This window comes from Marinobacter sp. M1C, from assembly GCF_023314135.1.
Taxonomy (GTDB): Bacteria; Pseudomonadota; Gammaproteobacteria; order Pseudomonadales; family Oleiphilaceae; genus Marinobacter.
On sequence record NZ_CP092289.1, the window covers coordinates 2830777 to 2845040 of the forward strand.

The 14264-nt window shown below is 53.3% G+C and carries 16 protein-coding genes and 1 pseudogene; 1 reads left to right on the top strand and 16 read right to left on the bottom strand.

The features are described 5' to 3' along the window. Nucleotides 1–2: 2 nt before the first annotated feature. From MIH19_RS13285 to MIH19_RS13320, 8 genes are all read right to left on the bottom strand, one after another. Complete coding sequence (locus tag MIH19_RS13285; RefSeq protein ID WP_249005333.1) at nt 3–962, bottom strand: NAD-dependent epimerase/dehydratase family protein; 960 nt, start codon at nt 960–962, stop codon at nt 3–5. Beyond that, nucleotides 955–2097: a glycosyltransferase family 1 protein gene (locus MIH19_RS13290; RefSeq protein ID WP_249005334.1), complete on the bottom strand. Its 1143-nt coding sequence runs from the start codon at nt 2095–2097 to the stop codon at nt 955–957. The genes MIH19_RS13285 and MIH19_RS13290 overlap by 8 nt, the downstream gene beginning before the upstream one ends. Before the next feature lie 5 nt (nt 2098–2102). Beyond that, nucleotides 2103–2990 (bottom strand): GDP-mannose 4,6-dehydratase, encoded by an 888-nt coding sequence (locus MIH19_RS13295; protein ID WP_249005335.1) that lies wholly within the window; start codon nt 2988–2990, stop codon nt 2103–2105. A 4-nt stretch (nt 2991–2994) separates the two neighbouring features. Continuing rightward, nucleotides 2995–4107, bottom strand: coding sequence for a glycosyltransferase (locus tag MIH19_RS13300; RefSeq protein WP_249005336.1), 1113 nt, complete (start codon nt 4105–4107; stop codon nt 2995–2997). Between the two features lie 61 nt (nt 4108–4168). After that, complete coding sequence (gene gmd, locus MIH19_RS13305) at nt 4169–5203, bottom strand: GDP-mannose 4,6-dehydratase (RefSeq protein WP_249005337.1); 1035 nt, start codon at nt 5201–5203, stop codon at nt 4169–4171. A gap of 267 nt (nt 5204–5470) precedes the next feature. Beyond that, nucleotides 5471–5725, bottom strand: a complete 255-nt coding sequence (locus tag MIH19_RS13310) for a DUF6447 family protein (protein ID WP_249005338.1) — start codon at nt 5723–5725, stop codon at nt 5471–5473. 11 nt (nt 5726–5736) lie between these two features. Next, nucleotides 5737–6513, bottom strand: coding sequence for a SapC family protein (locus tag MIH19_RS13315; protein WP_249005339.1), 777 nt, complete (start codon nt 6511–6513; stop codon nt 5737–5739). Nucleotides 6514–6620: 107 nt separating this feature from the next. After that, entirely contained in the window at nt 6621–7247 is a 627-nt protein-coding gene (locus MIH19_RS13320) for a hypothetical protein (protein ID WP_249005340.1), read from the bottom strand. 175 nt (nt 7248–7422) lie between these two features. Between MIH19_RS13320 and MIH19_RS13325 the strand changes: the two genes are divergently transcribed. Continuing rightward, nucleotides 7423–8616, top strand: coding sequence for a Calx-beta domain-containing protein (locus tag MIH19_RS13325; protein ID WP_249005341.1), 1194 nt, complete (start codon nt 7423–7425; stop codon nt 8614–8616). A 294-nt stretch (nt 8617–8910) separates the two neighbouring features. Here MIH19_RS13325 and MIH19_RS13330 read toward each other — a convergent pair. The 8 genes and pseudogenes from MIH19_RS13330 to MIH19_RS13365 all read right to left on the bottom strand — a co-directional run. Beyond that, nucleotides 8911–9006 (bottom strand): annotated as a pseudogene (locus MIH19_RS13330) (transposase); the annotation flags it as partial. Between the two features lie 19 nt (nt 9007–9025). Further along, the gene (locus MIH19_RS13335; RefSeq protein WP_249005342.1) at nt 9026–9889 is read right to left on the bottom strand and encodes an Rpn family recombination-promoting nuclease/putative transposase; all 864 of its coding nucleotides are present in this window, start codon (nt 9887–9889) and stop codon (nt 9026–9028) included. 265 nt (nt 9890–10154) lie between these two features. Next, nucleotides 10155–11141: an Rpn family recombination-promoting nuclease/putative transposase gene (locus MIH19_RS13340; protein WP_249005343.1), complete on the bottom strand. Its 987-nt coding sequence runs from the start codon at nt 11139–11141 to the stop codon at nt 10155–10157. Between the two features lie 164 nt (nt 11142–11305). Further along, nucleotides 11306–11461: a hypothetical protein gene (locus MIH19_RS13345; RefSeq protein WP_249018552.1), complete on the bottom strand. Its 156-nt coding sequence runs from the start codon at nt 11459–11461 to the stop codon at nt 11306–11308. After that, nucleotides 11461–12432 carry an Rpn family recombination-promoting nuclease/putative transposase gene (locus MIH19_RS13350; protein ID WP_249018553.1) on the bottom strand — a complete coding sequence of 324 codons (972 nt, stop codon included), beginning with the start codon at nt 12430–12432 and terminating at the stop codon, nt 11461–11463. The genes MIH19_RS13345 and MIH19_RS13350 overlap by 1 nt, the downstream gene beginning before the upstream one ends. 164 nt (nt 12433–12596) lie before the next feature. Beyond that, nucleotides 12597–12752, bottom strand: a complete 156-nt coding sequence (locus tag MIH19_RS13355; RefSeq protein WP_249018552.1) for a hypothetical protein — start codon at nt 12750–12752, stop codon at nt 12597–12599. Continuing rightward, a complete protein-coding gene (locus MIH19_RS13360) occupies nt 12752–13465 on the bottom strand; it encodes a hypothetical protein (protein WP_249005345.1) in 714 nt (237 codons plus the stop codon). Before MIH19_RS13360 ends, MIH19_RS13355 begins: the two co-directional genes overlap by 1 nt. Before the next feature lie 384 nt (nt 13466–13849). Further along, complete coding sequence (locus MIH19_RS13365) at nt 13850–14224, bottom strand: JAB domain-containing protein (protein ID WP_249005346.1); 375 nt, start codon at nt 14222–14224, stop codon at nt 13850–13852. Between the last annotated feature and the right edge of the window lie 40 nt (nt 14225–14264).

Sequence of the window (14264 nt, forward strand, 5' to 3'; positions counted from 1 at the left end):
TTTCAAAGCTCCGCCACGCCAAAACAAAGCACCAGAGCCTCGCCTGCGGTTAAAGGCGGCACCCAGTTCAGGCGCTCGCGGGTAGCGCTGTCATCCACTTGCAAACACTCTAGAAATCGCTTGGCGCGCAGGCGCTGGCCAACCATGCAGGCGCCCAGATATAGCAGTTTCTGCGGCACAGGAAACAGGCGCAAAGACTGGCCCAAAGCACGCGCCAGCGCACGCAACAGCTCCGTTGTTGAAAAATCTTGACCGTCCTTTACTAAGAACACCTGTCCACTGGCGTCAGGGTGGTCAACACAACAACCAATCAAACTGAGCAAATTGGGCAAAGCTACCATCGAACGCCGATTATCAACACGGCCAAACGGCAGTGGCACACCGGTTTTAACCAACTTGAGCAAGGCTAAAAAATTGCCTTTAACACCTGCGCCATACACCAAGGGCGGGCGAATAATAACCAGTTCCAGGCCGGTTTCCGCCGCCAGCGCCTGCAAACCCAGCTCTGCCTCGTACTTTGTTTCAGCGTAGGCACCTTGCGGGCCGGGCTTGGTGCAAGCCGTAAAAGGCTGGCCAGGGCCTGTACTTTCACCATTCACTTTAATGGTGCTGATAAAAATAAACCGTCGCACACCGGCGGCCACTGCCTGGCGCGCCAAATGCAACGTGGCCAGCACATTCACCTCGCGGTAAAGGGCCGTTGGGTCCGTGGCGGTTTCTTGCATCACGTGGGCACGCGCCGCACAGTGCACTACCGTTGTTTGTCCGGCCAGCGCCTGGGCCCAGTTTGTGTTGGCAGACAACGCCCCTACAGCCATGTTTCTGACTGAAGGGGATGCATTGGCCGCCGGCTGCCTTGTCGCTGCCGTTACCACAACACCTTGCTGCGCCAAAACACTCACCAAAGCGCTACCAATAAAGCCGGTGGCTCCGGTTACCAACACCCTAGCGTGCTCAGTCATTACGTAACCGCCTGTACACATCCACAGTTCGGTTTACACACTGTTCCCAGGAAAAGCCGGCGGCATGGGCCAGCCCATCCGTTGTTGCCTGAACTCGCCAAGGTTCGTCCTCCAAGGCAACTCTCAGGTTTTCACCCAGCGCGGCCGTGTCTTCGGGCTGGCACATAAGGGCCGCGTTGCCTGCCACTTCGGGCAAAGATGCGCTACTAGAACACACCACAGGCACACCGCAGCTCATGGCTTCTAGCACAGGCAACCCAAAACCTTCGTACAAAGAAGGAAACGCAAACACCCGCGCTGCGGCGTACAACGCCGGCAAATCGTCTGCGGGTACAAACCCCAAGTAGCGCAGCCAACCCTGACTTTCTGCGCGGCGCATCCGCTCATGAATGGCATCGCTTTGCCACCCCGCATAACCGCTTATAACCAATGGCCAGCGCTGGCGGATGGTCAGCGGCAACGTACCGTAAGCGTCTATCAGACGCATCAGATTTTTGCGGGGTTCTATCGTGCCTACATACAAGGTATAGCCCTGATACGCCAGGTTGTAGCGGGCAAGATTCGGCGCAACCTCTACCGCCGAACGGGGCCGAAAATCCGGTGCCGCCGCCAACGGCACCGTATGAATGCGTGACAAAGGCCAACCCGAAAACTCAGCCAGTTCCTGGCGTATAAACTCAGAGTCAGTGATCAGGCGGTCAGCCGTTTTTAAAGTATGCTCGAAGCCTTTGCGGAGATAATTCACCATTGTTGGGTCAAAGTATTCAGGCGATCTGAACACTGACAAATCATGAAACGTGGCTACTTTTCGACCTGCAAAAGGTGGTAAAAAATAGTTGGGGCTGTGATAGATATGATCGCCCATAGAACGCAAACGCAAAGCGCGAAAAACGGGTTGCAACTTCTGGTAAGCCGCCACCGCCAGCCTATTGCCCTGTATTACACGCTTCAAAACGTGATGGCTGCCGGCGCTTGCGCCAGCAACGGGGAGAGTCGCTTTAAAGTTCAAACCGCCTAGCAGTTTCAACTCCGTTACCTGCGAGTGCTGCTGCAAGCCGCGCGCCAGTTCGTAGCTATAGCGCCCCACGCCCGTTAGCGGAAAGCGTACCGTATCAATAGACAAAATAATCTTCATTACAGTTACGCTAGCATCCACTGCAAAGTTTGCTCCAACGGCTGTGGTTGCCAACCGGGAACCGCCTGGCGTAAGCGACTGGCATCTCCGCACAGCACTTTGACTTCGTTGGCACGAACAAACGCGGGGTTTACCTGCACGTCTATACTGTGACCGGTCAGTTTCTGGCACAGTTTGATAATGTCACCCAGCGAATGCCCGCGGCCCGAAGCAACGTTGAAGGTTTGCCCCAGCGGGCATTGTTCAATCAACCCGTTATAGGCCGCCACCACCGCACGAACATCGTTGAAGTCCCGCGATACATCCAGGTTACCCAGCTCGATAACCGGCGCCCGGCGTTGAAAATGAGCCACAATTTTGGGTATTAGAAACTGTTCGTTCTGGCCTACACCGGTGTAATTAAAGGGCCGAGCAATAACAATCGGCAAACGCGGCATAAAGGTTTTGGCCATGTACTCCATGGCCAGCTTACTCACTGCATAATCGTTAGCCGGCGCCGGCGCCGTTGTTTCATCCAGCAAGCCTTCGGCCTGGTTGCCATACACATTGGCGCTGCTGGCCAGTAACACACACTCGGGCTGAATAGTCGTATTGGCCAAGGCTTCAAGCAAATTACGGGTACCCATCAGATTCACCCGGTAAAACGCATTGGCGTCGTCATGGCCCACAAACGCCAGCGCGGCCAAGTGGATCACAATATTCGGTTGTACCTTGTTTACCAGCGCCTGAACCGCTGACGAACGGGTTAAATCCGTCTGAATATAAAAGTCGTTACCGGGCTGTTCTGGCTGGCTGCCGGTGCCGGTTACCCGATACCCCTTAGCCACCATTTCCTGAACCATGTAGTGCCCGGTGAAACCTTGAGAACCGGTGACAAGTACCCGTTTTTGCATCACTTCATGCCTCTGCCAGTTTTTGGTAAAGCTGATAATACGACTGCCCGACCTGGGTTCCTGAAAAATGTTTTTCTAGCCTCTGGCGGCCAGCATTGCCGAGCTCTTGCGCAAACTGTGTGTCTACATCCAGGCGTCGCATAGCCAGCGCCAGCGCCATAGGATCCTCAGGGGGCACCACTAGACCGGTTTTATCCGCAAGATTCACAAACGACGTGCCTGTTCCTATTTCACAGGTAATCAGCGGTTTGCTGTACAGCTGCCCCTCTAGCAACGTAACTCCAAACGCCTCAGAGCGCACGCAGGAGGGGAATACCACAGCACGACAATTCGCCAGCAGCGCTGCTTTTACGTCATCTGTCACAAAACCGGTAAAGTGAACGTCAGACAACCCCAGTTCAAGTGCTTGGGCTTTTAAAGCAGCCTCTTCCGGGCCTGAACCGGCAATAACCACTTTTAGCCTGTTACGGCTGGCCGCCTCAAGCAGGGTATGCAGCCCCTTGTAATAACGCAGCACACCTACAAACAAAAAGTAATCATGACCAAACTGGCGTTCAACGTCTGCCAGGGTATCGGTATCGGGCGCGGCGTAGCTTTGTGGGTCCAAGCCCAAGGGAATCATCTCTTTTTTACCCGGCAAAGCGTTTAAAAAAAGACTGCTCTGCATATAGTTGGGCGACGTGGCAACCGTTGCGCCTACCCGTTTAAAAAAACGAGCACGCAAAGGGCTATACAACCGTTCCAGCGTTCGCTGGCGGATAATATCAGAATGATAAGTGACGACTACCGGCTTATGAACGCCTGACAGAACATGCACCAAATCCGCAAACGGCCAGGGGTAGTGAATGTGAATTACATCGGCCCACTTCGCATGCTCACGGTACAACTGAAACAGCTGCCAGCCCATCGAACAAGACGCCGGTTCCCATTGCAGCGGCGCCCTGATAACCAGAGCTTCCGGGCGCTGTATTTGCTCAACAGTGTCAACATGGGCCAGCGTCAGTACCCGGTGCTGCACTCCAAGCTGGCCAGTCGCCAGGCAAATCTGGCGTATGGCCTGCTCTACACCGCCTTCCGACTGGGGCATATAAGTGCGGTAAAACTGCAGCACCTTCACAACAGGGGCTTCGGCTCATTGCGCAAATTGGCATCTGTGGCAGATTTTAAGAGATTAAACATTAAAACGTAAAGCCCTGCTGGTTACGGCGCAAGTCGGCGGCAACCATCATCTGGCAGAGCTCTTCCAGATTGGTGGTAGGTTCCCAACCCAGCACGGCTTTGGCCTTGGCCGGATTGCCAATCAGCAGTTCCACCTCGGCGGGGCGATAGAATTTCGGGTTTACCCGCACAACCACCTCGCCAGTAGCACAATCTTTAGCCTGTTCGGCTTCGCCCTCGCCTTGCCATTCAATGTCAATATCTGCGACTTTGAACGCCATGCTGACAAAATCACGTACCGTCACAGTGCGGTTAGTTGCCAACACAAAAGTGTCGGGTTCGTCGGCCTGCAGCATGCGCCACATGCCCTCTACGTAGTCTTTGGCGTAACCCCAGTCGCGCTTGGCGTCCATGTTGCCCAGTTCCAACACATTCAGCTTGCCCAGCTTAATCTTGGCCACCGAATCGGTAATTTTACGGGTTACAAATTCTTGGCCGCGCAGCGGTGACTCGTGATTAAACAAAATACCGCTGGTAGCAAAAATGCCATAAGACTCGCGGTAATTAATGGTCATCCAGTGGGCGTAAAGCTTGGCCACGCCGTAGGGGCTACGGGGATAAAACGGCGTGTCTTCCTGTTGCGGTATGGCCTGAACCTTACCAAACATCTCGGAGGTAGACGCCTGATAAAACCGGATGGCCGGGTTTACAATCCGAATCGCTTCCAGAAGATTAACAGCGCCCAGGCCCGTAATTTCGGCCGTGGTGATAGGCTGGTCAAACGACACCCCAACAAAACTCTGAGCCGCCAGGTTATAAACTTCAGTAGCGCCGGTGTTTTGCAGTAGTCGAATATTGGTCGAAAGGTCGGTCAAATCGTATTCAACAAGATGCAGGTTCGGGTGTGCGGAAATGCCCAGCTCTTCCATGCGCCAAAAATTGACAGAAGCCGTGCGCCTGTATGCACCGTAAACGGCATAGCCCTTATCGAGCAACAGTTCTGCCAGATAAGCGCCGTCTTGGCCCGTAACACCTGTAATAATTGCTTTTTTCACAACATTCCTTTCCTGACACGTTTGATAAACCTAACCGGTAACGGATACGGTGTTAATCTAATGTTTATTGGCAACTGCCCCACTCGCGTAACGATCTGCGTTTTAACGATTGCGTGGCGCTTCTTAAACGGCCAACAGTATATCATCTTCGCAATAGACGGGCGCGATAACGGGATTGTTATGTTAGACGAACATGTGTATCTACGCAGGCACAAAAAACCCCTACAACTCTCGCTGCAGAGGCTAATGAATAATTCTGTCTAGATTTTACTCAGGCTTTACTCTTTTTTTCGTTTCTTTTTTGACTTCTTTTTTGATCTCTTTCTTCGGCAGCTCGTCGCTTAGCGCTCGGGCATAAGCGGTCCGTGCCGTTTGAAAAATAGCCAGCTGCTGCTGCACGCGGACAATTTCTTGGTCGGTCACTTGCAGATTGATCACTTGGTTGCGAGCGTTCTCGGAAAGGTCGGCGGTATTGTATTCAGTGTCATCGATGGTGATAACCTGGTTCTGTTCATCGGCCATGGTTAAGCTCCTTAGCTATCAAAGTTAAAATTGAATTCGTCGTCATCTTCGCCAAACAACGCTTCGAGGTCTTCCAATGGTTCACTGGATTCCGCGTGTTTGGCCTGAAACTCTGCCCTCTCTGTTAACTGGCTTAGCTGGCTTACAGAGAACATTTGGGCATGGGCGAGCGCCATGGGGGCGCCCTTCAGCGTAGCGTACACATCACTTTCAAGGTTATTTAGCGCCTCTTCATTGATACGGCAAAGGCCGTTCACGTTCAGCGGCTCTAGCCCTTCACCACGTTGAATGGTTAATGGCCATGGCTCGATGACGTCGGCATGCTGCAATGCGTCGGCGGCCTGCTGGGTGGCATGGCGGTTGCGTTCACATTGGGTTAAAAAATCCAGCGATTGGGCAGCAGTGTCTGTCAGCTTACCTTCTTCATCAAACAGGATGTCACCTTGGCTGTCACTAAGGTGCTGCGAATCAAGGGCAAAAACTTTTTCACCCCGCTCATTGTTGGCCAGAATGAAGGGGTAACCGCGAACGCTAGCGGGCACATAACCGCCCAGCCATTTGCCATTGGGTGCAACATAAAGATTTTGCTCACCAATGCCCAGCAGCACCATCGGCTGAAAGTGTTCGCCCTCTTTTATAAAAACCACAACATAATGCGGCAGCAGTTTAGGCAGTTCCGCCAACAAAATGCCCGCAACGTTTAGCGGCGTTGCGTAGTGATACCCGTCGCGGGGCAAATAGCGTTGGCCCGCATGCTGGCTAGGCGAAAGCGCGATCCATTGGGGCATCAAAAATCCCTACTTCGTTACGTTTATAAAAATGCAGTGTAACAGATGTGATCGAGCGAGTTGCCTGTCCATGTATTCATGTTCATGCGCCTCGGCGAACATAAATTCTAATGGGAGGTGGTCTTCGCAGACACGCCACTATTAACCGGCTCCAGCCATGGCAAATCCAACGGCAAATGCCATTGCGCTTCGGTTGATTTCGCAATGATCAACTCCAGGAACTGGTGCACCTGCTCTGGCTCCAATGTAAACGCAACAACCGGTTCGTGGCTGCAAGAAGTGCGCATCGCCTTTGGCAAAGGCAAACCTTTAAAAGCCAACAACAGCCGTTTTTCACGCAGCTCCGACGTTATTTCGGTGGCGAGATACAGGTCAGGTTCATCCGTTGACTGATCGCTATCTTCCGAACCTCCTGAAGGCCCCCCGCCTGCGACGGCTGCCGAGCTGTCGGGCGCAGCCTCTTTTGCACCGCTCGACGCACGCCCAGCAAGGGCGCGCTGGTGGGCCATCTGCAATACTTCCTGCCAATAAGCGTGCGGCGTTTGTTCAAGGCCAGAAAGATCTGGCAGCTTAGACAACAACTGCCGAATGACCAGCACCGTCATTCGCCGGGTCAGCAGCAACGTTGCGGCCCCAAACTGCCCCCGCTGTGTCGACAGCAGCAGCCTATCCTCGTAAGCGCTAAACCTTAGGGTAAAGTGATCACTCAATGGGTAATTGCTTTCTTGTTTCATGGATAAAAACCGGAGGTACTCTGAATGGTTAGAACGCCAGGCAGCTTTCTTTGAAAAATTCCTGGGAGCGTTTTCGATTAAGTACTCTATCATTTTTTCAGGGGACTTTTACACCGGGAGCTGGGGCAGATAGAATACCGATTCACTGTATACAACGACCACGAGGTAATGGCCCATGGTGACCCTAACTCGCAATCCTGACCGCCATAAAGTGTTGCCTAATGAGGGCTACGACGGCGTTGTTCAGGTATTGGCAGGCGGTTTCTATGGCACTGGCACACTTCTTTACGGCGGGCGGGCGGTGCTAACTTCCGCCCACGTACTGGAAGGCTCCGATGCCGTTTCAGTTCGAATGGATACGCCTGACGGGCGCATTACCCTGCAAGCATCACAGTATGTTCTACACCCTCTTTATGAGCGTGCCAACAGCAATAATGACCTCGCGCTGGTGTGGTTAACCAACCCCGCACCGATAAGTGCGGAACGAAGCGCTCTATTTCGCGATAGCAACGAGCTGGGCAGTGCGGTAACGCTTGTCGGCTACGGCCTATCCGGAGATGGCGCCAACGGCCATGTGGAAAGCGGCAGCAGCGAGCCCGAAAAGCGCCTTGCTGAAAACCGCTTCGACACCACGGGCGAGTCTTTAAAAACAGACTTTGGGCGCGGAATCATCTTTGACCCACTGCCTGGATCGCAGCTTATTATTGATTTCGACAACGGCAGCAGCGCTAACGATGCACTGGGCGTACTAATGGGTATAAACGATACCGGACGCGGAGCTGAAGAAGGGCTAATTGCCCCAGGGGACAGCGGCGGCCCCGCTTATATTGCTGACAAAGTGGCAGGTATTGCCACCTACGTGGCGTCGCTCAGCCGCAACGGACAGTCCCCCGATGTGAACGATACCCTGGATAGCAGCTTTGGCGAAATTGCAGGCTTTCAGCGAGTCAGCTTCTACCAGCAGTGGATTGACCAGAGCCTGCGCCTGATGGACCCCAACGCACCTACCCGCGCGGAAGAGGTCATTACCTCGGTTCAGGAAAGCAATACAAGTACGCAACGCGTCTATTTTTTACTCGAATTCAACGGCCTTCGTGACGACGTTGAACAATGGTTAAGCGTTGACTATGCCACTCGGAATGGCACCGCCACCGCTGGGGAGGACTACCTTGCGGTAGCGGATACACTGATTCTTTATCCCGGTGAAACACAAGCGGCCATTGCCGTTGAAGTGATTGGTGACACTCTTCTCGAACCCGACGAAACTTTCTACCTGGATGTGTTTAACCCACAAGGCGGCAGTTTTGGTGCAGGCGTTGCCCAGCTAACCGCGGTGCGCACCATTGTAGATGACGATGGCTGGAGCTGAACGGGGATAGGACAGGATAGGGGACAGATTTGAAATCTGTCCCCTATATTGATGCAGCTTTAGTGATTTAATTCGTCTTATTTAAACGGAGAACTCGACGAAGTCGGTGTTGCTGAAATCGGTTACTCCAACAAGGGAAACGACATTATCGAACGTCGCAATCGGAAAAAAGGAAGGAGAAAAAGGAAGGAGTGCCTGTCCCTGCACCCACCTGTCCCTGCACCGTCGATAATCGTCGTGACGTCAGCCGAGCCCGCAGATGGCTGACCTCATTTAGTGTCAGGCCTCGAAAGCCCCTTCTTGACGGCCTTCCTGCATACCTTCCAATCGTTCTTTCTTAACCAGATTTTCCAGATTCTCTGCCAACACACCTCTGTCCTCTACCTCCAACGGGCGGAGACATTTTAAGCTAGTGCTTGTCTTCCAGTCGCAGTTTGGCAATCTCTTCCAGCTTCAAACCCGTGGCATCAGAGATTTGCTGGTCACTAAGCACACCAAATGACAACAGATTTCTCGCCGTCTCACACCGTGCTTTAAGGGCACCCTCCTGAAGGCCCTCTTGAAGGCCTTCCTGGCGACCTTCCTGCAGGCCTTCCTGCAGGCCTTCCAAGCGTTCTTTCTTAACCAGATTTTCCAGATTCTCTGCCAACATATCTCTGTCCTCCGTTAAACTGTCGAGCCGCTCCAAATGAAGGCCTGCGCCCAACCTGCTCAGATGGCGCTTAATCCAGCGGGTGATAATACGATCTACCCGTTCTTTGTTGGGATCGGCTTCGATAATCCCAACCACGCGATCCACGGCCTGCTGCAGTGCTTCCCAGCTATGGCCTGCGTTCTCAATACCAAACACGCCGCTCAGGGGTGAGTGGTGATTGCTCAATTCTTCATCCGTGTAGTGTCCCTCGTCAATCAGATAATAGCGAAGGTGTGGCTGGTACGCTCTCAGAAACTCCGGGGGTTCCGGCTGCACCATGTCGTAAATGTCCTGTTGAGCCGACCAGCGCTGAGAGCCATTGTACAGAACCACCGGAAAGATCGGCGGCAAGCCTTGCCGCGCCGTGGTGGACCGATTCTTCAGCAGGTGATCGTAAAAACAAGCCACATAGTGCATCAGGCGCAGCGGCATGGTGTTATCAATTTTGGATTGAAACTCCAACAAAAAACGGAAAACGAGTGCCTGTCCATGACAAAACGTTTGACGTTTGAGGCAACTTACGGCGACTATCGAAAAGAGCGCCGACGAGCGGCCTAGCGGCGTACCCTTTCGAGCCATTCCCCGCTACCGGCGACAATGATCGGGACTCGCGTCTGCCCCGAATCGCGGAACAAGAACGAGTGCCTGTCCATAATCGTCGCGTCGCGCGTCGTGACGTCAGCCGAGCCCGCAGATGGCTGACCTCATTTAGTGTCAGGCCTCGAAAGCCCCTTCTTGACGGCCTTCCTGCATACCTTCCAATCGTTCTTTCTTAACCAGATTTTCCAGATTCTCTGCCAACACACCTCTGTCCTCTACCTCCAACGGGCGGAGACATTTTAAGCTAGTGCTTGTCTTCCAGTCGCAGTTTGGCAATCTCTTCCAGCTTCAAACCCGTGGCATCAGAGATTTGCTGGTCACTAAGCACACCAAATGACAACAGATTTCTCGCCGTCTCACACCGTGCTTTAAGGGCACCCTCCTGAAGGCCCTCTTGAAGGCCTTCCTGGCGACCTTCCTGCAGGCCTTCCTGCAGGCCTTCCAAGCGTTCTTTCTTAACCAGATTTTCCAGATTCTCTGCCAACATATCTCTGTCCTCCGTTAAACTGTCGAGCCGCTCCAAATGAAGGCCTGCGCCCAACCTGCTCAGATGGCGCTTAATCCAGCGGGTGATAATACGATCTACCCGTTCTTTGTTGGGATCGGCTTCGATAATCCCAACCACGCGATCCACGGCCTGCTGCAGTGCTTCCCAGCTATGGCCTGCGTTCTCAATACCAAACACGCCGCTCAGGGGTGAGTGGTGATTGCTCAATTCTTCATCCGTGTAGTGTCCCTCGTCAATCAGATAATAGCGAAGGTGTGGCTGGTACGCTCTCAGAAACTCCGGGGGTTCCGGCTGCACCATGTCGTAAATGTCCTGTTGAGCCGACCAGCGCTGAGAGCCATTGTACAGAACCACCGGAAAGATCGGCGGCAAGCCTTGCCGCGCCGTGGTGGACCGATTCTTCAGCAGGTGATCGTAAAAACAAGCCACATAGTGCATCAGGCGCAGCGGCATGGTGTTATCAATTTTGGATTGAAACTCCAACAAAATGTAGAGAACCACGTCCTGCGTTACCCCATTCCATGTGACGTCCACTGACCACACGACATCCTCAAACTTTTCCTCAAACAGCGGCGTGATGTAGTTCCCGCTGTGCTGCTTGAGCGTGGAGAAGTTCATCAGGCTTGCGATCTCATTCGGTGCAAAACCCTCTATCAACTGCTGCACAAATTCCGGGTGGCTAAACAACTCTTTGTAGCCGGTGTCATGGTGATTGCTGGCCATTCATTTCCTTCTTATTTCTGATGTTCAATTGTACCACATTTCGGCTTGTCAAGCATTTTCCCTGCACCGTCGCGCGCGGCAAAGGCAAAAAAAAGAAAGCCGCCTGAATACTCCCCCGCGCGGCCTGATGGCCAGCGTGAAGAAGCGTTCAGTTTTGCACGACGTTACAGCCACCCGCGTTCCGCAAACGAGGTGTAGCCTTCATAGCCGACCACCACGTGATCCAGCAACCACCCGACAAACCCTGAGTATGGCACCAGAAACACAAAGGGCAGCCTGTGGCTGCCCTTTTTATGTCTGACTAAAAAGTTCTTTTGCATCAATGTTTGTCTTCAACCCGCAGCTTAGCAATCTCTTCCAGCTTCAAACCCGTGGCATCAGAGATTTGCTGATCACTAAGCACCCCAAATGACAACAGATTGCGGACAGTCTCGCGCTTCTCCGCCAGGGCGCGTAGCTCAGCCTCACGACGGCCTTCCAGCAGGCCTTCCTGCAGGCCTTCCAAGCGTTCTTTCTTAACCAGATTTTCCAGATTCTCTGCCAACATATCTCTGTCCTCCGTTAAACTGTCGAGCCGCTCCAAATGAAGGCCTGCGCCCAACCTGCTCAGATGGCGCTTAATCCAGCGGGTGATAATACGATCTACCCGTTCTTTGTTGGGATCGGCTTCGATAATCCCAACCACGCGATCCACGGCCTGCTGCAGTGCTTCCCAGCTATGGCCTGCGTTCTCAATACCAAACACGCCGCTCAGGGGTGAGTGGTGATTGCTCAATTCTTCATCCGTGTAGTGTCCCTCGTCAATCAGATAATAGCGAAGGTGTGGCTGGTACGCTCTCAGAAACTCCGGGGGTTCCGGCTGCACCATGTCGTAAATGTCCTGTTGAGCCGACCAGCGCTGAGAGCCATTGTACAGAACCACCGGAAAGATCGGCGGCAAGCCTTGCCGCGCCGTGGTGGACCGATTCTTCAGCAGGTGATCGTAAAAACAAGCCACATAGTGCATCAGGCGCAGCGGCATGGTGTTATCAATTTTGGATTGAAACTCCAACAAAATGTAGAGAACCACGTCCTGCGTTACCCCATTCCATGTGACGTCCACTGACCACACGACATCCTCAAACTTTTCCTCAAACAGCGGCGTGATGTAGTTCCCGCTGTGCTGCTTGAGCGTGGAGAAGTTCATCAGGCTTGCGATCTCATTCGGTGCAAAACCCTCTATCAACTGCTGCACAAATTCCGGGTGGCTAAACAACTCTTTGTAGCCGGTGTCATGGTGATTGCTGGCCATTCATTTCCTTCTTATTTCTGATGTTCAATTGTACCACATTTCGGCTTGTCAAGCATTTTCCCTGCACCGTCGCGCGCGGCAAAGGCAAAAAAAAGAAAGCCGCCTGAATACTCCCCCGCGCGGCCTGATGGCCAGCGTGAAGAAGCGTTCAGTTTTGCACGACGTTACAGCCACCCGCGTTCCGCAAACGAGGTGTAGCCTTCATAGCCGACCACCACGTGATCCAGCAACCACCCGACAAACCCTGAGTATGGCACCAGAAACACAAAGGGCAGCCTGTGGCTGCCCTTTTTATGTCTGACTAAAAAGTTCTTTTGCATCAATGTTTGTCTTCAACCCGCAGCTTAGCAATCTCTTCCAGCTTCAAACCCGTGGCATCAGAGATTTGCTGATCACTAAGCACCCCAAATGACAACAGATTGCGGACAGTCTCGCGCTTCTCCGCCAGGGCGCGTAGCTCGGCCTCACGACGGCCTTCCTGCAGCCCTTCCTGCATACCCTCCAAGCGTTCTTTCTCACGCTCCAAGCGTTCCACGGTGTTGATATAAGGCATGTGTTTTTCCTCCTGTATGGCGTAGACCGCCTTTACAAATTCCGGTTCCAAACCTCTCGGCAACTGAATCATCCAATCGATAATGTTAAACAGCCGAATGATCTCATCGCGCTGATAACCTTGCTCAAACAGCAGCCGTGTCAGGGCGACCTTGGTCTCCTTGCGTGACGCCCCGTCCTTTATCCGCTTAGCTTTGATCTGGGCCATCACAACCAGAGCAAACACGTTATCGCTGGTTTCCAGCTCCGCCCAACGTGTTTCCCAGTCAATCAGTTTAGCGATGGGGAAAGTAAACACCAGCTCACAGCCCCAGCGCTTATACTGAAACAGCGTTGGCCGGAAGCTGTAGCGAGTGTCCGCCAAAACGGCCAGGCTCACCACATCCATCCCGTAACGATCCCGCAGCCGATACTGATAAGTATACATGCGCTCGGCAAAATCGTCTTCCGGCTCACCCTGCACCTCCACGTGAATGAGCACCCAGGTTTCGCCACCGTCTTTAGCGTAGACCTTAATAAGCTTGTCGGCATAGCGTCGGCCACTGTGCGCATCGGCGGTAATCTGCTGTAGTGTAGCTCATTATCAAGAAAACTGTAGCCCTTTGACCAGTCTACGTGCACATTCATCGCTGGAAAAAGTAACTCAAGAAATTCTTCAAAATACGCCTCCAGCGCCATCTTCCACGGGCTGTCGTGGTCGGCGCGACGGTGATCCTCTTGCTGAGTCATGCGTTCTCCTTTATGAATGGCCCTAGTTTACCACACACCCTCACCCGCCTGAGTGTGCTCGGCCCTACCCCATTGGCTCGTTGCCTGAATAAAACCAAAAAAAGAGTCGCTGCGCCTCCCACACACCCACGCCGCCTTAAGCGAGCGTGAGACTGGGCTTGGCAGTGACGTTACAACCACCCGCGTTGTGCTGGATGGCGTGTTTGATCACCTCCCGTGGGTACACGGCGGCACCGTCGAGGGTACCCCGGAACAGTTCTTCAAACCGTATCACGCGATGCCGGTTGTCCAGCAGCAGAATACCAAACACTTCGTAGGGATAATCCAGAAGCAGCGATTGCAGGCAGCGATTGGTTTGATCGGGGGTTGTCAGTTTGCTGCCTTTGCGCAGTTTGCGCCGGGCCAACAGTTTGGCCAGGTGCAACAGTTGGGCATCGGTCACATCGCCCTCGACCCGATAGGTATCGGGGGTTTCTCCGGCCATCAGTTTTGGGGGCAGTACGGTATCCATGAGAATGCTCCGTGCACAGTTTGAAATGACCAGGGTCAGG